Below are 17,406 nucleotides of genomic sequence, written 5' to 3' on the forward strand. Positions count from 1 at the left end.
CTGGCACGGAGGCCAGCAGGGAGTCTACGCCATCCGCTCAGGCCTTGGCGGCGCTGAGCATGCGTTCCACGTAGCGTGCGATGAGGTCGATCTCGAGATTGACCTTCTTGCCGGCGCGCAGGTGCTTCAGCGTCGTGACGGCGATCGTGTGCGGAATCAGGTTGATCGAGAAGCGGCAGCACTGGCTGCCGGCGGCGTCGATGTCCTCGACGCTGTTGACCGTCAGCGACACGCCGTTCACGACGACGGAACCTTTATAGGCCAGGTACTTGCCCAGGTCGCGGGGCGCGTCGACGACGAGCTTCCACGACTCGCCCACCTGCTCGAAGCTGTGCACGTCGCCGAGGCCGTCGACGTGGCCCGAGACGAGGTGGCCGCCCAGGCGCTCGGCCAGGGTCAGTGCCTTTTCCAGGTTCACTTCGCCCGGCTGGTCGAGGCCCACGGTGCGATTGAGGCTCTCGCGCGAGACGTCGACGGCGAAGGCGCTGTCCGTCTTTTCGACGACGGTCATGCAGGCGCCGTTGATGGCGATCGAGTCGCCCAGCGCGACGTCGGCCAGCGGCAGGCCGCCCGCGTCGATGTCCAGGCGCACGCCGGCATCCGCGCCGTCCGCCAGCGGGGTAACCGATTTGATGCTGCCGACGGCAGCGACGATTCCGGTGAACATGATCTCTTCCTTTGTTTTGACAATATCGGTGCGGTATTACGCGTGGCGGCTCGGATCCTCGTCCCGCTTGAAACGCGCCAGGATGCGCAGGTCCGGCCCGACCTGGGCCACGCCGCGGAAATGCAGCGGCAGCTTGTCGGACAGGTGCGCAAGCGGCGGCAGCGCGAACATCCCCTGCCCCGGGCCGACGAGGCTGGGCGCCAGGTAGACGAGCAGCTCGTCCACGCAGCCCTCGCGCACGAGCGACGCGTTCAGCTTGGAACCGGCCTCGACGTGCAGCTCGTTGATCTCGCGCCGTCCCAGCTCGCGCATCAGTGCCGGCAGGTCGACCTTGCCGGACGCATTCGGCAACATGAGGATCTCGTGTCCCAGCGCCTGCAGCGCCGCTTCCTTGTCCGCGTTCGGCACGGCGGCCACGATCCAGCACGGCTCGCCCTGCAGGATGCACGCGTCGAGGTCGATGTCGAGGCGGCTGTCGACGATCACGCGGCGCGGCTGCAGCGGCGTGTCGATGCCGCGCACCGTCAGCTGCGGGTTGTCGACCTTGATCGTGCCGATGCCGGTCAGGATCGCGCTCGCGCGCGCGCGCCACGCGTGGCCGTCCGCGCGCGCCTGGGGGCTCGTGATCCACTGGCTCTCGCCATTGTCCAGCGCCGTGACGCCATCCAGGCTGGCCGCCGTCTTCAGGCGCACCCACGGCCGCCCGTGACGCATGCGCGTGAAGAAGCCGATGTTCAATTCATGGGCCGGTTCGGCCAGCAGGCCCGCGCTGACCTCGATCCCGGCCGCTTCCAGCTGCGCGAGGCCGCGCCCGGCGACGAGCGGATTCGGATCGACCATCGCCGCGACGACGCGGCCGAGCCCCGCCTGGATCAGCGCGTTCGAGCACGGCGGCGTGCGGCCGTAGTGGCTGCACGGCTCCAGCGTGACGTAGGCGGTGGCGCCGCGCACGTCGTTGCCGCGCGCCTGGGCATCGCGCAGCGCCTGGATCTCGGCATGGGCCTGGCCGGCGGCCTGCGTGTGGCCGGCGCCGACGACGGTGCCGTCGCGCACGATCACGCAGCCGATGCGCGGGTTGGGCGCGGTGATGTACATGCCCTTCGCAGCCCATTCCAGGGCCAGCGCCATGCCGTCGGTATCGCTCTGTATCTGCACTCTCGTTTCCGGTCTCGCTACGTTGTGTTGCCAGGTTCGCACCGGCGGCGTCCCGCCGCCCGAAGGTTCACGCTGGCGGCCTCTCGCCGCCAAACGTCATGGCGCCGGTGCGCCGTCGCAACCTGCATCGCGCGCCGGATCGCACACGCGCGCCCGGCCCAGCATGTTGATTTTAATACGGCGGATGTGCCCGCCATGAAACAGCGACACCGTTCCCCAGCGCGCCGCCGCGCTGTTACCGTCGGCGCAACTGCGTCCCGCGCCATTGTAGGCGATATAGTACGGCCGTGCGACATTCGTGAAAGCGAAGTCGATGGCGATCCCCGGCGCCAGCGGCCCGTGCTCCGCGATCAGCTCGCCCTCTCCCGGTTGGCCGCCGCCGTCGCGGTCGCGGTCAGGGTCACCGAGCACTTGCCAGCCCAGGCGCCAGTCGGCCCCGAGCGGATCGCGCGGCACCACCTTGACGCGCCGCCCGCGCGCGAGCGCCTGCGCCCGCGCGAGGTCGATCGCCGCGAACAGGTCGCCGGTGGCCGCCTTCAGCTGCTGCGTCCGCACGAGATCGCGCAGGTCCGGCACGGCGATGGCCAGCACGATGGCGGACACGGCGAGGACGATGCCCAGTTCGGGCAGCGTCACCCCGTCCGCCCGCCGGGCGCGCCCGGGAATGGATGTCACGGCCAACATCGCACCTCCGGGTGTTCCGCGCCCTGGTGCCCGGTACTGTCGAGCGTCAGCGCGCCGCAATCGGGATCGCGGAAGCGCATGTCGACGCGGGCCGTGCCGGGACGGGCGCGGATCTCGACGCAGTCCCCGATCTCGCGGCCGGGACAGGCATGCGCGTCGAGCTCGTAGGCGCTGGCGGCCGCGCTCGAGCCCGACCACCACGCGAAGCCGTCCGCGCCGGGCTCGGTCGCCGAGAACTCGACATACGTTTGATGCTGGAGGCGGTAGCGTTCCTGGCGCTGCATGGCGTCGATCAGCGCCACCTGGCCCTCGACGCGTCTGACGCGCACGGTGTAGCCGGCGTAGGACGGGTACGCGAGCGCGCCGAGGATGCAGACAATGGTCAGGACGATCATCAGTTCGACGAGCGTGAATCCCGCATCATGGCCGGGTACGGGCGTGCAGCTCGTCCCAGTTCGCGATCTCGCGCCAGCCGATCCGGCCGGCCGGAAGCCGGCGCTCCGGCGGCCGGGGCGGCTGCCCATCGCCGTTGCCGCCGCCGCGTGCGTCCTCGTTGCCATTGTCATGTCCTTCATCATCGTCGTTTCCATGTCCGTGATCGCCTCCGGTACCACCCGCCGGCGGCGGCACCCGGACCAGCGACTGCAATACGACCCGCGTCGACGTCCGGGTCCCGAAGCCGATGGCCGTGACGCGATAAAAGCTGCCCAGTTGCGTCGTCGCCCCCGCCGGCGCGATCCTTTCGATGACGTAGGCCGGCCGCCGCGCGGTCAAGCCCCCACGGCCGGCCGCCAGCACGGCGCCCGTGAACCGGCCATAGGGCACGAGCGCCGGGTTGCCGGCGTTCGCGAGGTCGAGCGCCTGCCACGCCGGCGGCGAACGCTCGCGGCACAGCCCAAGGTCGTCCGCGCCGCGGCCGCAGTCCTCCGCGAACGCCTGGCCGCCCGCGGGACCGAAGTGCGCGGTGCGCTCCGCCGGCACGCCGGCCGCGCCGGCAATGTCGTGCTCGGCGTCGCGCAGGGCCGCCTCGGCCGCCGCCTGCGCCACGTCGCGGTCGCGCTCGTTGCGCGCGGACGCCAGCAGGACGAATGCCCCGCGCGCGACGGCCACGCCGATCACCATCGTCGCCAGCATCATGGCCAGCGCGCAGGCGAGGGCCAGTCCGCGTTCGTGTGCGGGCGTTCTCATGATGGCGGCGCCGGCACCGCGGCCGTGAACGTGAACAGCCGCCGCTCGCGTCGGCGCAGGTCCGGCGTCATGCGGGCCTCGTCGAGCGAGCTGCCGGGATCGTCAACGCCCGCCGCGGTCGCATACCCGGTGCCCAGCAGGTCGTAGCGCGCGCCGCCGGGTGCACGCGTGGGACGGTTGCCGTGCAGCAGCAGGCCGACGCGTAGGCCGACGACGCGTTTCCAGTGCGTCCGCCGGTTGAACTCGGCCGGAGGCAGGCCGGCGTAGCCGGCATCGAGCGCGTCGATCCCCGTCGCGTTCACATAGCGGTTGGGGGTGCCGTCCGGCGGGTCGTCCGTATCGACGCCATACAGCACCTGGAAGCCGTCCACGCCGCTCACCACCGCGTCCGCGCTCCAGTGCGCGGCGCCGCGGTACTTGCAGTGCAGCTCGGCCTCGCCTTCACCGTTGCGCGCCACGTAGAAGATGCTCCAGCCCTCCTCGCCCGCCGCGACCGGGAAGCCGGCGCAATCGACGGCGCTGGCGTCGCCGGGAAAGCGGACGGCCAGCACGTCGCTGCCGTTGACGGCGGCCGGCAGCGGATCGTCGATGCCGGCCGTGGCGCGGGACAAGGTGCGCGCATCCAGTCCCGCGAGGCGGGCCGGGGCATTGTCCGCCGCAGGGTCGGCCAGCATGTCGGGGTCGACGGCGCCGGTCTGGCGTATGGCGCGGCCGATGAGGTCGATGGCGAAGCGTCCGCCGTCCTCCACGCCGCCCGACTCGGCCTGGGCCGCGTACGCGCCGTTCGCGAGCACGAGCAGGCGTCCGGCCATCAGCACGATGCCGAGGCCGATCGTCAGCGCCACCATCAGTTCGACCAGCGTCAGGCCACGCTGATGGCGCAATGCGTTCATGGCGCCGCTCCCGCCAGCGGCATCATCAGCTTCGGCGCGCCGGTCTCGCGATCGTCTTGCGCGCGCCAGCCGAGCTTGACCACAACGGGCGCGCCGTCTTCCTCGTCGCAGGTCCAGGGCAACACGCCGGCCGCATCGGGCGAGCCCGCATCACGGCATACGCGCAGGCGTCCACCAGGGAAACCGGCAGCCACGGCCTCGGCCACTTCGAACACGTCGAAACGCGCCAGGTCGTCCGCGTCGCAGTCCGCGTCCGCATAGCACGGCGCCGGTGCGGTGGGCGCGCCGCCGCTGGCGTCGTAATCGAGATGGAGATAGGGGTTGTCGGACTGCGCCAGCGCGCGGGGATTGGCGCGCATGCGCTCGGCCAGCGAGCGCGCCAGGCGGGTGCCGTCGGACAGGCGGGCCGCGTCGCGCGCAGAGCGCACGGCCAGCGTCTGCAGCGCGGCCGCGCCGGCGATGCCGAGCGCGACGACGAACAGGGCGACAAGCACTTCGACCAGCGTAAAGCCCGCGCGCACGCTCAGTGGCGAACCCGACAGCGACCGCATCGACGACCTCCAGCGTTGCGTTGAACAGAGCTGAGAAGGTAACAGTCGAGCTCCGGCAAGCCGTGTGACGACTCAACCGTGAGGAGGGAACTAAAAACCGGGAAAAGTGACGCGCTTATTTACTCGATTACTTGCGCGGCTGGCCCACTTCGGCGATGGCTTCCTGGAACTCGGCCAGGTCTTCGAAGTTCTTGTAGACGGAGGCGAAGCGGATGTAGGCGATCTTGTCGAGGCGCTTGAGTTCCTGCATCACGAGTTCGCCCACATGGCCCGTGTCGACTTCGCGCCGGCCGCTGGTAAGGAGTTTCTCTTCGATGGAGGCGACGGCGCGGTCGATGGCTTCGGCCGCCACCGGGCGCTTGCGCAGTGCGAGCATCAGGCTGCCGCGCAGCTTGGAGGATTCGTATTCGGTACGGCTGCCGTTCTTCTTGACGATGAACGGCATCGAGAGCTCGATCCGTTCGTACGTGGTGAACCGCTTGTCGCACGCGACGCAGCGGCGCCGGCGGCGGATGGCGTCGCCTTCCTCGGATACGCGGGTATCGAGGACCTGGGTGTCTTCATGCTGACAGAACGGACATTTCATGGGGCTTGTAGAGGGCGCCGCAAGGGCGCCCTCCCTATCGCATTACGCTTCGTAGACCGGGTACTTGTCGGTCAGTTGCTTGACTTCCGCCTTGACGCGCTCGATGGTCGCGGCGTCGTGCGGGTTGTCCAGCACGTCGGCGATCAGGTGGCCGACCTTGACGGCGTCTTCTTCCTTGAAGCCGCGGGTCGTGAAGGCCGGGCTGCCCAGGCGGATGCCCGACGTCACGAACGGCTTCTGCGGGTCGTTCGGGATGCCGTTCTTGTTGCAGGTCATGTGCGCCTGGCCCAGGATCGCTTCCGCTTCCTTGCCGGTCAGGCCTTTCGAACGCAGGTCGACGAGCATCACGTGGGATTCGGTACGGCCCGAGACGATGCGCAGGCCGCGGGAGATCAGGGTCTCGGCCAGTGCCTTGGCGTTCTTGACGACCTGCTGCTGGTAGGCCTTGAATTCCGGCGACAGCGCTTCCTTGAAGGCGACCGCCTTACCGGCGATCACGTGCATCAGCGGACCGCCCTGGATGCCCGGGAAGATCGCGGAGTTGATGGCCTTCTCGTGCTCGGCCTTCATCAGAATGATGCCGCCGCGCGGGCCGCGCAGCGACTTGTGCGTCGTCGACGTGACGAAGTCGGCGTGCGGGACCGGGTTCGGGTATTCGCCCGCGGCGATCAGGCCGGCGTAGTGGGCCATGTCGACCATGAAGTACGCGCCGACTTCCTTCGCCACGCGGGCGAAGCGTTCGAAGTCGATGCGCAGGGCGAAGGCGGAGGCGCCGGCGATGATCAGCTTCGGCTTGTGCTCGCGCGCCAGGCGTTCCATCTGCTCGTAGTCGATGTCTTCCTGCTCGGTCAGGCCGTAGGAGATGACGTTGAACCACTTGCCCGACATGTTCAGCGCCATGCCGTGGGTCAGGTGGCCGCCTTCGGCCAGCGACATGCCCATGATGGTGTCGCCCGGCTTCAGCATTGCGAAGAACACGCCCTGGTTCGCCTGCGAACCCGAGTTCGGCTGGACGTTCGCGGCTTCGGCGCCGAACAGTTCCTTCACGCGGTCGATCGCCAGCTGCTCGGCGACGTCGACGTATTCGCAGCCGCCGTAGTAGCGCTTGCCCGGATAGCCTTCGGCGTACTTGTTGGTCAGTTGCGAGCCCTGGGCCTGCATCACGGCCGGCGACGTGTAGTTTTCGGATGCGATCAGCTCGATGTGGTCCTGCTGGCGCTTGTTTTCCTTCTGGATGGCATCAAACAGTTCCGGGTCAACCTTGGCGAGCGTGTGATCTTTTGCAAACATGAAAAAACTCCAATCGATAAGAGAACCAGGCAACGGTCAGCGCTGAACAGGCGGGAGCCGAAACACATGCGGGGCAGCCGCGATACCAACGCGTACCAGTCGGTGGCTGCCCAGGCGAACGGCAAGTTTGAAATCTCACGTTCCCCGGTGGGTGCCCACCTTCGCCACGCGCCGGCAGGCCGATCGCTCCTGATCGGACGGCAGCGCACGGTTTTCGCCAGTCACGTGAGATGTAAATGGAACTCCGGATTGTACGGGATTGTGCGGCTGCCAGGCAAGGAAACTGATGCCGACCTGTCAACCCGGCTTCCGGCGCTGCCCCGCGTGGTCATTTCAGCTACAATCTCACGGTTACCACCTGCCAGGCAAAAACCAAAATGATCGTTTTCATCACCGGCGCATCGGCCGGATTCGGCGCCGCCATGGCGCGCACTTTCGTCAAGAACGGCCACCAGGTGGTGCTGGCGGCGCGTCGCAAGGACCGTCTGGAGGCGTTGGCGCGGGAACTGGGCGAATCCGCCCTGCCGATCGCGATGGACGTCACCGACAAGAATTCGATCGAGGAAGCGCTGTCGATGCTGCCGCAATCCTGGCGCCAGATCGACGTCCTGATCAACAATGCCGGCCTGGCCCTGAACACGAAGCCGGCGTACGAGGTGCCGCTGGAGGACTGGGAGACGATGATCGCCACGAACATCAAGGGCCTCGTCACGATGACGCACGCCCTGCTGCCGGCGATGGTCGAGCGCGGCAGTGGCCTGGTCATCAACATCGGCTCCGTGGCCGGCCGCACCCCGTATCCGGGCGGGAACGTGTACGGCGCCACCAAGGCCTTCGTCGAGCAGTTCACGCTGAACCTGCGCGCCGACCTCGCCGGCACGGGCGTGCGCGCGACGAACATCGCGCCGGGCCTGTGCGGCGGCACCGAGTTCTCGAACGTGCGCCTGCGCGACGATGCGGCCGCGGCCAAGGTCTACGAAGGCACGCAGCCGCTGACGGCCGAAGACATCGCCGAGACCGCCTACTGGGTCGCCTCCCTGCCGCCGCACGTCAACATCAACCAGATCGAGATGATGCCGACCTGCCAGGGCTACGGTCCGCTCAACATCAAGCGCAACCTGGGCTGAGGCGCCAAGCACAAAAATCGGCCGACCGGCGAACGAATTGTTTTCGCTTTGTAACAGCGGCGCCGGCCAAAATGAAAAAGTGCTACAGTTGCTGGCTTGGCATGAGCCTCTCACATTCTCACGCCGGCCACTCATACCCAGGTATACGTACCCTGGCGCACATATAACGGGTATAAATGGCGTAAAATGTTTCCCATTTTCATTTATGGCAGCTGAAATGCCTTCAGTTTTCACCTGGACAGTTCGCGTCTATTACGAGGATACGGACGCCGGCGGCATCGTGTACTACGCCAATTACCTGAAGTTCTTCGAACGTGCGCGCACCGAATGGCTGCGTTCGCTCGGCATCGATCAGCAAACCCTGCGCGACGAGGACGGCGCGCTGTTCGTCGTGCGCAATGCCAGCGTCGACTACGTCGCGTCCGCGCGCCTGGACGATGAAGTGAAACTGACCCTGAACGTGGAAAAGCTCGGCCGCGCGTCCGTCGAGTTCGCCCAGCAGGCCTGGCGCGGCGATACGCTGCTCGCCAGCGCCGACGTGAAAGTCGGCTGCATCGATGCCGTCACGATGCGTCCACGTTCCCTCCCCGACCTTGCCGCTGCTAAAATGCGTGCCGCCTGATCATCCATTTGACCAAATATATATCCAATGAACGCAGTCCAAGACCTCTCATTCATTGAACTGATCCGCCATGCCCACGTGCTGGTGCAGTTGCTGATGGCCCTGCTGTTCGCGATTTCCCTGATGAGCTGGACATATATTTTCCGCAAGCTGTTCGCGATCCGCGCGGCACGCCGCCAGACGGAACAGTTCGAACGCAGCTTCTGGGCCGGCGGCAACCTGCACACCCTGCACCAGAGCGCCAGCAGCCAGCGCGACCAGAGCGGCCCGCTGGCCCGCATCTTCGAAGCGGGCATGGGCGAGTTCATCAAGGGCAAGCAAGCGTCGCGCGACGCGCTCGACATGGGTGCCGTGCTGGATGGCGCCCGCCGTGCGATGCGCGCCGCGTTCCACCGCGAACTGGATCAGATGGACACGCACCTGAACTTCCTGGCGTCGGTCGGTTCGGTCTCGCCGTACATCGGCCTGCTCGGTACCGTGTGGGGCATCATGAACGCGTTCCGCGGCCTCGCGAACGTGCAGCAGGCCACGCTGGCCACGGTTGCACCGGGCATCGCCGAAGCGCTGATCGCCACCGCCATCGGCCTGTTCGCCGCCATTCCTGCCGTGGTCGCGTACAACCGCTTCACCCACGACATCGACCGCCTCGCGATCCGCTTCGAAAGCTTCGTCGAGGAATTCTCGAACATCCTGCAGCGCCAGTCGCGCTGATCGCCGTCACGAGGAACCGACATGGCCTTCAACAGCAGCCTGCGGGGCAGCCGTCGCAAGCTCAAGTCCGAGATCAACGTCGTGCCGTACATCGACGTGATGCTGGTGCTGCTCATCATCTTCATGGCGGTACCGCCGACGCAGAACCCCAGCGAGATCAAGCTGCCCAGCGCCGAGCGCTCGACGCAGCCGCCGGACGACTACATCCAGATCGCGATCAAGGAGAACGCCCAGCTGCAGATCGGCATCACGGGCAAGAATCCACAGCCGCTGGAAGACGTATCGAGCCGGTCGACGCTCGTCACGCGCCTGCGCGACCTGCACGCCGAGCATCCGGATTACCCGGTCTTGATAGCTGGCGACCGCGACAGCAAATACGACGACGTCATCCAGCTGATTTCGGAAGCCAAGAAGATGGGTATCAACCGCGTCGGCCTGGCCACGAAGTGAAGACGAACTGATGTCAGCAACGAAGCAGACCAACATCGGCAACGGCGCGCCTTACAGCGTGCCGCCTGAACCGAACCGCTGGCCGGCCATCGGCCTGGCGGTGGGCGTGCACGCCATGTTGCTGGCGTTCCTGTGGATCGGCGTGAGCTGGCAGAACAATGCGCCCGTCGCCGTCGAGGCGGAAATCTGGGACGTGACGACGCAGACCGCCGCGCCGCCGCCCGCGCCTGCCCCGGCGCCCGAGCCGGAACCCGAACCCGAGACCCCGCCGCCGCAACCCGCGCCGAAAGCCGTGGAGCCGCCGCCCGTCGTCGAAAAGCCGCAGCCGAAGGCGCCGGACATCGCCCTCGAGCGCGAGAAGAAACGCAAGGAAGAATTGAAGCGCAAGCAGATCGAGGAAGAGCGCGAACGCAAGCTTGAGGAACAGAAGCGCGCGGAACAGCAGCGCGCGGAAGAAAAGAAAGCGAAGGCGCTTGCCGAGAAAAAGGAACGCGAACTCGAAGAGAAGAAAGCCAAGGCCGACGCTGAAAAGAAAGAAGCCGAGCAGAAGAAAAAAGAAGAAGCGGAAAAGAAAAAGAAAGAGGAAGCCGAGAAGAAGAAAAAGGCGGCCGCCGAACAGAAGAAACTGGAAGCCGCCCGCGCCGAGGAAATGCGCCGCATCACGGGCGCGGCCGGCAATCCGACCAGCACCGGCACGGCCGAGAAATCGACGGCGCCGCGCATCGACAAGGGCTATACCGCGGCCATTACGGCCAAGGTAAAGGGCAATACGTCGTATGCGGGCAGCCTCGACGAACCGGGCAATCCGACGGCGACGTTCCGCGTCGAGCAGTTACCGACCGGCGAGATCATTTCGGTCAGGAAGATCAAGAGCAGCGGTGTGCCTTCATTCGACGATGCCGTCGAAAAAGGCATCACCAAATCGTCCCCACTGCCAAAGAAGAAAGATGGTACGGTAGAGCGTTCCCTCGTGATCGAGTTCCATATGAAGGATCTGCAGTGATCGCGTTCCGACCTTAACCATTGCTGAGAGAAACATGAAGAAACTACATACCCTGCTGTTTTCGGCCACCCTCCTGATGGGCGTGGCTGCACATGCCCAGCTGAAAGTCGAAATCGCCGGCGTGGGCAGCAACCAGATCCCGGTCGCAGTCGCGGCATTCGCCGACGAATCGGTGGCACCCGAACAGGTGTCCGCCATCATCCGCGCCGACCTCGAACGCAGCGGCGTGTTCAAGGTCATCGACGCGCGCCAGACCATTTCCGACACCGCCAACATCGACCTGGCCGCCTTCAAGGCCAGCGGTGCCGACGCGCTCGTCGTGGGCTCCGTGCAGCGTCTCGCGGACGGCCGCTTCCAGGTGCGTTATAAACTGCTCGACACCGTCAAGCAGTCGCAGCTGTCGCAACTGTCCGATGCCGTCACGGCGCGCAATACGCGCCTGGAAGGCCACCGCATCGCCGACGACGTCTACGAAAAACTGACCGGCGTGCGCGGCATCTTCTCGACCCGCATCACGTACGTGAAGCAGGACCCGGCCGCGCGCGACTACAAGCTCGTCGTGGCCGACGCGGACGGCGAAGGCGAGCAAGTCGCCGCGCACGGCCGCGAGCCGATCATCTCGCCGTCGTGGTCGCCGGACGGCACGAAGGTCGCGTACGTCTCGTTCGAACTGCGCAAGCCCGTGATCTACGTGCAGAACCTGGTGACGGGCCAGCGTACCGTCGTCGCCAACGAGAAGGGCAACAACTCCGCACCGGCCTGGTCGCCGGACGGCACGAAGCTGGCCCTCGCCCTGTCGAAGACCGGCAATACGCAAATCTGGATCGTGAACGCGGACGGCAGCGGCCTGCGCCGCGTATCGAACAGCAACGGCATCGACACCGAGCCGCAGTTCTCGCATGACGGCCAGTCGATTTACTTCACCAGCGACCGCAGCGGCGGTCCGCAGATCTACAAGATGAGCGTGAACGGCGGGCAGGCAACCCGCGTCACGTTCAACGGCAACTACAATATCAGCCCTCGTGTATCCCCGGACGGCAAGACGCTGGCGTGGATTTCGCAACGCGATGGGGGTTTTTCCCTGTATGCGATGGACCTGGCTTCCGGTCAGGAACAACGCTTGGCCGATGGGGCCACCGAACCGAGTTTTTCGCCGAACGGCAAATACATCATGTATGCGACGAAGGGTGGCGGGCGTACCGCATTGGCCGTGGTGTCGGTCGACGGACGTGTCAAGCAGCGCCTGAGCACCCAAGCGGGAAACATTCGGGAGCCCAGCTGGGGCCCGTTTATGAAGTAAAAACTTTTGACCAGGAGAAAAACCATGCGTAATGTAAAAAGTGTAGCGTTCATCGTGGCTGCTGCCGCCCTGCTGTCGGCATGCTCGTCGACCAAGCTGCAGGAAGCCCCGAAAGTCGAAGAAAAGCCGGTCGCTCAGGCAACGCCGCCGGCCGAACCGGCACGTGAAATCAAGCCGGTCGAAACCGGCAGCGTCGATCCGCTGAATGACCCGAAAGGCGTTCTGGCGAACCGCAGCGTGTACTTCGACTTCGACAGCTACGTTGTCCGTGACGACGGCAAGCCGGTCGTCGAGAACCACTCGGCTTACCTGACCAAGAACAAGCAGCGCAAGGTCCTGATCCAGGGCAACACCGACGAGCGCGGCGGCACCGAATACAACCTGGCCCTGGGCCAGAAGCGCGCCGAAGCCGTGCGCAAGTCGATGGCTGCCCTGGGCGTGTCGGACAGCCAGATGGAAGCTGTTTCGCTGGGCAAGGAAAAGCCGAAGGCCACCGGCCACGACGAAGCTGCCTGGGCTGAAAACCGCCGCGCGGACATCGTCTACCAATAATCGGGACGCTGTCTTGCCTGCCTGAGAGCTGGCGCTCCCAGCAGATTTGACAGCGGGGCGGGATGCGGTGCAGACTGCATCCCGCCCCGTTTCCATTTGGATTCCCTGGGAGCGTCGACAAACCTGCTGCGCGTTGCACTGCCGTCCTGCGATGCTCGCTGTACTGCTCGTACAGCTGCGCTTCTCGGCCGACATTGCGGCCGCTCGCAACGGTTTTTCGAGGCTCCCTTTAAGTTTAGAAAGAGTCATGATGATCAAACTGTCCCAGTTCCGCCTCGCCGCCGTCGCCCTCGCCCTGACCGCCTGGCTGCCCCTGCAGGCAAACGCCGGCCTGCTCGACGACGATGAAGCCCGCAAGGCGATCCTCGACCTGCGCGCCAAGGTCGATGCACTGGCACGCGACATCAACGCCCGCGTCGACACGAAGGCCGACAAATCGATCGGCGTCGACATGCTGAACCAGCACGAACAGACCATGCAGGAAATCTCGCGCCTGCGCGGCCAGGTCGAAGTCCTCGCGAACGAGGTCGCCAACGCCCAGAAGAACCAGAAAGACCTGTACGCGGATCTCGACGCCCGCATCAAGAAACTCGAACCGCGCCAGGAAACGATCGACGGCCAGACCGCCGAAGTCCTGCCGAGCGAAAAGAGAACCTACGACGGCGCGATGGACCTGTTCAAATCGGGCGACTACAAGGCCGCCGCCGGCGCCCTGCAGGAATTCGTACGCCGCTTCCCCGACTCGGCCTATGCCGCCAACGCCCAGTACTGGCTCGGCAACGCCTATTACGCGCAGCGCGACTACAAGAACGCGATCGCCGCCCAGGAAGCCGTCGTCGCCAACTACGGCACGAGCGCGAAGGCCCCGGACGCCATGCTCAACATCGCCTCCAGCTATACCGAGCTGAAGGACAAGAAAAACGCCAAGAAGGCCCTGCAGCAGCTCGTGTCGAAGTTCCCGGACTCGGCCGCGGCGCAGGCAGCCAAGGACCGGCTGGCGGCGCTGAAGTAAGCCGTTTGACACGACCGCAGTTACCCCATATAATCTTGCTTCTTTCGGGTCGTTAGCTCAGTTGGTAGAGCAGCGGACTTTTAATCCGTTGGTCGCTGGTTCGAGCCCAGCACGGCCTACCAGAATTCAGCAGTAGCAAAGCAAGGCGTTACGAGTGATCGTGACGCCTTTTTTGTTTCTTCAGCAGTCTCTCTGTTACCACATCGTGATCCGTCATGTGCCGGCGCAGGCGCGCGTACCGCGGCACCGATACCTGCATCAGCAACGCGTCGTACAGAAGGGAGCACGATCCACTTCACGACCGACACCGGCCCGCCGCCGGGCTCCAGCCCTCGGCTAAGGCTTGGCGGCCTCCTCCTGCCACGTCGCCGGCAGCGTCTGCAGGTCCCCAACGCTCCGCTTCAATGCTTCGGCTGGCTGCTCCCGGTGGCAGCGAATGCGCGCATTGGCCACTTCGCGCGACCACGCAAAAACTTGTGTTTTGTCACTGTTTACTCGCAATTAAATAACTACAGTCAGGAAGTTCGTCGCAAGTTCAGACGCGCGCTAACAGCCACTTCGAGCACCTCGAATTCAACAATGCGCAGCTCAACGAATGAGTAACTACGATGACTGACCTGCAAGCACTGCTGGAAGTTCACCAAAGCACCCGCCTGTTGCGCTTGTCGTTCCCGAGGAACGACGGCCCGCGAGTCAAGTTGATGGTGAACCGGTTCGAAGGCACGGAATACCTATCGCGCGACTTCGAATTCAAGGTGGAACTCCTGAGCGACGACGGCAGGATAGAACTCGAGGCGATGCACGGCAAGCTGCTGTGCGTCTCACTAGTACAGGCGGACGGCAGCCTCCGTCCCTTCACCGGTTATGTCACGTCGTTCAAGCTGGTCAAAACCGATGGTGGCATCGCGTTCTACGAGGCCGTGCTGACGCCGTGGCTGGCGTACACGCGCCTGCGTCGTAACAATCGGCTGTTCCATGCCAAAAGCCTGCGCGAGCAGGCGGAGACGATCTTCGCTGGCTACAATGGACTACCCGCGTGGGAATGGGAAGTCACTGCCGAACAACCGCAGTTCACGATGACCACGCAATGGGACGAAACCGACCACAACTACCTGTGCCGGCGTTGGGAATCGGCGGGCTACAGCTATTGGTACGAACACAGCCGCGAAGGCCATACGCTCAGGATCTGCGACGACACCCGCGCCGCGCCGCCGATCGATGGGTCGTCGCCCGGTATTCGCTTTCACCGCGCCGGTGGCGCGGTCGAAGAGGATGCGATCGGCGAGTGGAGCCCGCTGCGCCAGTGGGCGTCCGGACAAACGGCGGTGAGCGGCTTCGACTTCAAGAATCCGCGCCCGATACATGCGGACACCGTCACCATCAACCAGCAAGGCGATATTCCGCAGCTGGAGGTGCATCGCTACGAGGGGCATTACGGATTCAAGCACCAGTCCGACGCCTACCGGCTTTCGCAATTGCGCATGGAAGAAATCGAAGCCCGCGGCAAGCTGCACGAAGCACAAGGCAACAACCGGCGCGTCGCCGCAGGCAGGTGGTTCAGGCTGCTCGACCATTTCAGCGAAAGCGAAGACAGCGAATTCCTGATCCTGGAAGTGCATCACGAAGCCAGCAACAATTACCTGCAAGGTAAGAATGCGCGCGCCGAGTACAAGAACCTCCTGCTCTGCCAGAGCAAGGCCTTGCCCTGGCGGCCGGGACGCGGCTTCAACAGCACGGATACCAGACTGCTGGCCTTGCAGACCGCCATCGTGGTCGGCCCGGAAGGCCAGGGCAGCCTGAACGTGGACCAGTACGGGCGCATCCAGGTCAAGTTTCACTGGGACCGGGACGAAAGCGGTAGCTGCTGGGTACGCGTAAGCAGCAACTGGGCCGGCGGCGAGAAAGGCTTGGCCAGTCACCCGCGGGTCGGCTCGGAAGTGATCGTGCAATGGCTCGACGGTAATCCCGACCATCCGATCGTGACCGGCTCGGTGTACAACCAGAGCTATATGCCGCCGTGGAAGCTGCCCGAACAGCGGGCGCTGACCGGGCTCAGAAGCCGTGAGCTGACGGCCATCGGCGGCAACGCGCCCGGAGGACGCAGCAACCACCTGGTGCTGGATGACACGCAAGGGCAGATCCAGGCGCAACTCAAGAGCGACCATCTTGCCAGCCAGCTCAGCCTCGGTCATATCAACCGCATCGAAGACACTGCTGGACGCAAAGGCGCGCGCGGCCAGGGCTTCGAGCTGCGCACCGACGGCCGCGGCGCGGTGCGCGCGCAGCAAGGCCTGCTGCTCAGCACCGAAGGGCGGCCGAACGCCCAGGCCCATATCACGGACATGGAGGAGACGCTGGAGCGCATGGCGCAGGGCCAGGCGTTGCACGACAGCCTGTCGCAGGTGGCACAACAGGCGCAGGCGCACCAGCCCGGCGACCAGGACCAGGTGACCGACGCGCTGCAGGCGCAGGTCGACGCCATCAAAGGTCAGGGAGGCACGCCGGCGCAAGGCGAGTTCCCGGAATTCCAGGCGCCCCACCTGACCCTGGCCAGCCCCGCCGGCATTGAAACCACCACGCAGGGCTCCACTCATCTGATGAGCGTGGAGCATTCTGCCCTGACCAGCGGCGGCCATATCAGCCTGAGCGCTGGAAAGAGCCTGCTGGCCAGCGTCAAGGAAGCGGTGCGCCTGTTTGCCTACAAGGCCGGCATGAAGCTGGTGGCGGCGAGCGCCGACATCGATATCACCTCCTTGAAGGACAGCGTCAACATCCTGGCCAAGCTCAACATCACCCATACCGCCAACCGGATCACGATCACGGCAAAGGAAGAGGTGGTGATCAACGGCGGCACCAGCTTCAGCCGCTGGAACGCATCGGGGATCGTTCATGGCACCAACGGCATCTGGCGCCAACACGCGGCGAACCATAGCTTCGACCCCGGCAAGAGCGAAGGCACGCCGGGCTTGCCGCAGACCGTAAAGCTACCGCCGGGGCAGCTCGACCTGTATCACCAGTACGTGAATCAGGAAGGCGGCAGGAAGCAAGGCGTCCAGCAAGGCGACTACACCGTCATCGACGCCGAAGGCGGCGTCCACCGCGGAACGCTCGACGGCAACGGCTTTGCCAGCGTGGCCGGCCTGCCGATGGGAATGGCCACGGTCAGCTACGGCAAGGATCCGCGCGATCCGTGGGATGAAGGCAGCTACTTCGGCCGGGGAACCGAATGGCCGGCCGTCGCGCTGTCCGAGGCTGGCGCCGATGCGGCGGCCACGGCTGACCGGCCAACGTCGGTGCCAAGGGCGCAGAACCCCGGACTGCTCGCCGACGCCAAAGGTGCGGCAGCCAGCCTCACCGGCGTAGCCGGCAACTTCGGCGCGATCGCGCAAGCCGCGAAACAAGCGGCAAGCGTCGTGCGGTCGCTGCAAAAAGGCGGCGCGCAAGCACTGCTGGCACCGATCGGGCACGCGACCCTGAATGCCTACGGCGCGTCAAGTCGCTGCAAGCCTGCCGCCGCCGTTGCGTCGACCCTTGGTTTGCCCGGATCGCTGCCGCGCATCGGCGCTGAAGTCCCGCCGTCAACTTTGAAAACATCCACCGTATAAAAAAACTTCC

At 65.4% G+C, this 17,406-nt stretch carries 18 protein-coding genes, 1 tRNA gene and 1 riboswitch; of the genes, 10 read left to right on the top strand and 9 right to left on the bottom strand.

Going from position 1 to position 17,406, the window contains the following annotated elements; genetic code table 11:
• Nucleotides 1–37: 37 nt before the first annotated feature.
• The 9 genes from ACL58G_RS26795 to glyA form a co-directional block, all read right to left on the bottom strand.
• Nucleotides 38–667, bottom strand: coding sequence for a riboflavin synthase (locus ACL58G_RS26795; protein ID WP_056127327.1), 630 nt, complete (start codon nt 665–667; stop codon nt 38–40).
• A 36-nt stretch (nt 668–703) separates the two neighbouring features.
• The gene (ribD, locus tag ACL58G_RS26800) at nt 704–1,822 is read right to left on the bottom strand and encodes a bifunctional diaminohydroxyphosphoribosylaminopyrimidine deaminase/5-amino-6-(5-phosphoribosylamino)uracil reductase RibD (RefSeq protein ID WP_440963728.1); all 1,119 of its coding nucleotides are present in this window, start codon (nt 1,820–1,822) and stop codon (nt 704–706) included.
• Nucleotides 1,823–1,918: 96 nt separating this feature from the next.
• Nucleotides 1,919–2,506, bottom strand: a complete 588-nt coding sequence (locus ACL58G_RS26805; protein WP_413387488.1) for a GspH/FimT family pseudopilin — start codon at nt 2,504–2,506, stop codon at nt 1,919–1,921.
• On the bottom strand, nt 2,494–3,030 hold the full coding sequence (locus ACL58G_RS26810; protein ID WP_440968132.1) for a type IV pilin protein: 537 nt from the start codon (nt 3,028–3,030) through the stop codon (nt 2,494–2,496). Before ACL58G_RS26810 ends, ACL58G_RS26805 begins: the two co-directional genes overlap by 13 nt.
• On the bottom strand, nt 2,927–3,694 hold the full coding sequence (locus tag ACL58G_RS26815; RefSeq protein WP_440963729.1) for a pilus assembly PilX family protein: 768 nt from the start codon (nt 3,692–3,694) through the stop codon (nt 2,927–2,929). The genes ACL58G_RS26810 and ACL58G_RS26815 overlap by 104 nt, the downstream gene beginning before the upstream one ends.
• Complete coding sequence (locus ACL58G_RS26820; protein WP_440963730.1) at nt 3,691–4,587, bottom strand: PilW family protein; 897 nt, start codon at nt 4,585–4,587, stop codon at nt 3,691–3,693. Before ACL58G_RS26820 ends, ACL58G_RS26815 begins: the two co-directional genes overlap by 4 nt.
• Nucleotides 4,584–5,138 carry a type IV pilus modification protein PilV gene (pilV, locus tag ACL58G_RS26825; RefSeq protein ID WP_440963731.1) on the bottom strand — a complete coding sequence of 185 codons (555 nt, stop codon included), beginning with the start codon at nt 5,136–5,138 and terminating at the stop codon, nt 4,584–4,586. The genes ACL58G_RS26820 and pilV overlap by 4 nt, the downstream gene beginning before the upstream one ends.
• Before the next feature lie 127 nt (nt 5,139–5,265).
• Nucleotides 5,266–5,724 carry a transcriptional regulator NrdR gene (nrdR, locus tag ACL58G_RS26830; protein ID WP_056127307.1) on the bottom strand — a complete coding sequence of 153 codons (459 nt, stop codon included), beginning with the start codon at nt 5,722–5,724 and terminating at the stop codon, nt 5,266–5,268.
• 42 nt (nt 5,725–5,766) lie between these two features.
• Nucleotides 5,767–7,014, bottom strand: a complete 1,248-nt coding sequence (gene glyA, locus ACL58G_RS26835) for a serine hydroxymethyltransferase (protein ID WP_371772071.1) — start codon at nt 7,012–7,014, stop codon at nt 5,767–5,769.
• Between the two features lie 101 nt (nt 7,015–7,115).
• A riboswitch (ZMP/ZTP riboswitch) is annotated at nt 7,116–7,249 on the bottom strand.
• A gap of 142 nt (nt 7,250–7,391) precedes the next feature.
• Between glyA and ACL58G_RS26840 the strand changes: the two genes are divergently transcribed.
• From ACL58G_RS26840 to ACL58G_RS26885, 10 genes are all read left to right on the top strand, one after another.
• On the top strand, nt 7,392–8,141 hold the full coding sequence (locus ACL58G_RS26840) for an SDR family oxidoreductase (protein WP_413387483.1): 750 nt from the start codon (nt 7,392–7,394) through the stop codon (nt 8,139–8,141).
• A gap of 217 nt (nt 8,142–8,358) precedes the next feature.
• Complete coding sequence (ybgC, locus tag ACL58G_RS26845) at nt 8,359–8,763, top strand: tol-pal system-associated acyl-CoA thioesterase (protein ID WP_413341182.1); 405 nt, start codon at nt 8,359–8,361, stop codon at nt 8,761–8,763.
• A 27-nt stretch (nt 8,764–8,790) separates the two neighbouring features.
• Nucleotides 8,791–9,474 (top strand): protein TolQ, encoded by a 684-nt coding sequence (tolQ, locus tag ACL58G_RS26850; protein ID WP_036237603.1) that lies wholly within the window; start codon nt 8,791–8,793, stop codon nt 9,472–9,474.
• A 21-nt stretch (nt 9,475–9,495) separates the two neighbouring features.
• Nucleotides 9,496–9,924 (top strand): biopolymer transporter ExbD, encoded by a 429-nt coding sequence (locus ACL58G_RS26855; protein WP_056127297.1) that lies wholly within the window; start codon nt 9,496–9,498, stop codon nt 9,922–9,924.
• A 10-nt stretch (nt 9,925–9,934) separates the two neighbouring features.
• Nucleotides 9,935–10,927 carry a cell envelope integrity protein TolA gene (gene tolA, locus ACL58G_RS26860; RefSeq protein WP_440963732.1) on the top strand — a complete coding sequence of 331 codons (993 nt, stop codon included), beginning with the start codon at nt 9,935–9,937 and terminating at the stop codon, nt 10,925–10,927.
• A gap of 34 nt (nt 10,928–10,961) precedes the next feature.
• Complete coding sequence (gene tolB / locus ACL58G_RS26865; protein ID WP_413387479.1) at nt 10,962–12,227, top strand: Tol-Pal system beta propeller repeat protein TolB; 1,266 nt, start codon at nt 10,962–10,964, stop codon at nt 12,225–12,227.
• Between the two features lie 24 nt (nt 12,228–12,251).
• A complete protein-coding gene (gene pal / locus ACL58G_RS26870) occupies nt 12,252–12,779 on the top strand; it encodes a peptidoglycan-associated lipoprotein Pal (protein ID WP_371767975.1) in 528 nt (175 codons plus the stop codon).
• A gap of 250 nt (nt 12,780–13,029) precedes the next feature.
• The gene (gene ybgF / locus ACL58G_RS26875) at nt 13,030–13,791 is read left to right on the top strand and encodes a tol-pal system protein YbgF (RefSeq protein ID WP_413389076.1); all 762 of its coding nucleotides are present in this window, start codon (nt 13,030–13,032) and stop codon (nt 13,789–13,791) included.
• 46 nt (nt 13,792–13,837) lie between these two features.
• A tRNA-Lys gene (locus ACL58G_RS26880) sits at nt 13,838–13,913 on the top strand.
• A 486-nt stretch (nt 13,914–14,399) separates the two neighbouring features.
• Nucleotides 14,400–17,396, top strand: coding sequence for a type VI secretion system Vgr family protein (locus ACL58G_RS26885; protein WP_440963733.1), 2,997 nt, complete (start codon nt 14,400–14,402; stop codon nt 17,394–17,396).
• Nucleotides 17,397–17,406 lie beyond the last annotated feature (10 nt).

This window comes from Massilia sp. GER05 (assembly GCF_052056005.1).
Taxonomy (GTDB): Bacteria; Pseudomonadota; Gammaproteobacteria; order Burkholderiales; family Burkholderiaceae_D; genus Telluria; species Telluria orientalis.

Bases quoted from the DNA above. Each gene is read 5' to 3' on its own strand.
- ACL58G_RS26795 (WP_056127327.1), bottom strand. From the start codon at position 667: ATGTTCACCGGAATCGTCGCTGCCGTCGGCAGCATCAAATCGGTTACC.
- ACL58G_RS26805 (WP_413387488.1), bottom strand. From the start codon at position 2,506: ATGTTGGCCGTGACATCCATTCCCGGGCGCGCCCGGCGGGCGGACGGG.
- ACL58G_RS26810 (WP_440968132.1), bottom strand. From the start codon at position 3,030: ATGGGCAGCCGCCCCGGCCGCCGGAGCGCCGGCTTCCGGCCGGCCGGA.
- ACL58G_RS26815 (WP_440963729.1), bottom strand. From the start codon at position 3,694: ATGAGAACGCCCGCACACGAACGCGGACTGGCCCTCGCCTGCGCGCTG.
- ACL58G_RS26820 (WP_440963730.1), bottom strand. From the start codon at position 4,587: ATGAACGCATTGCGCCATCAGCGTGGCCTGACGCTGGTCGAACTGATG.
- pilV (WP_440963731.1), bottom strand. From the start codon at position 5,138: ATGCGGTCGCTGTCGGGTTCGCCACTGAGCGTGCGCGCGGGCTTTACG.
- nrdR (WP_056127307.1), bottom strand. From the start codon at position 5,724: ATGAAATGTCCGTTCTGTCAGCATGAAGACACCCAGGTCCTCGATACC.
- glyA (WP_371772071.1), bottom strand. From the start codon at position 7,014: ATGTTTGCAAAAGATCACACGCTCGCCAAGGTTGACCCGGAACTGTTT.
- ACL58G_RS26840 (WP_413387483.1), top strand. From the start codon at position 7,392: ATGATCGTTTTCATCACCGGCGCATCGGCCGGATTCGGCGCCGCCATG.
- ybgC (WP_413341182.1), top strand. From the start codon at position 8,359: ATGCCTTCAGTTTTCACCTGGACAGTTCGCGTCTATTACGAGGATACG.
- tolQ (WP_036237603.1), top strand. From the start codon at position 8,791: ATGAACGCAGTCCAAGACCTCTCATTCATTGAACTGATCCGCCATGCC.
- ACL58G_RS26855 (WP_056127297.1), top strand. From the start codon at position 9,496: ATGGCCTTCAACAGCAGCCTGCGGGGCAGCCGTCGCAAGCTCAAGTCC.
- tolA (WP_440963732.1), top strand. From the start codon at position 9,935: ATGTCAGCAACGAAGCAGACCAACATCGGCAACGGCGCGCCTTACAGC.
- tolB (WP_413387479.1), top strand. From the start codon at position 10,962: ATGAAGAAACTACATACCCTGCTGTTTTCGGCCACCCTCCTGATGGGC.
- pal (WP_371767975.1), top strand. From the start codon at position 12,252: ATGCGTAATGTAAAAAGTGTAGCGTTCATCGTGGCTGCTGCCGCCCTG.
- ybgF (WP_413389076.1), top strand. From the start codon at position 13,030: ATGATCAAACTGTCCCAGTTCCGCCTCGCCGCCGTCGCCCTCGCCCTG.
- ACL58G_RS26885 (WP_440963733.1), top strand. From the start codon at position 14,400: ATGACTGACCTGCAAGCACTGCTGGAAGTTCACCAAAGCACCCGCCTG.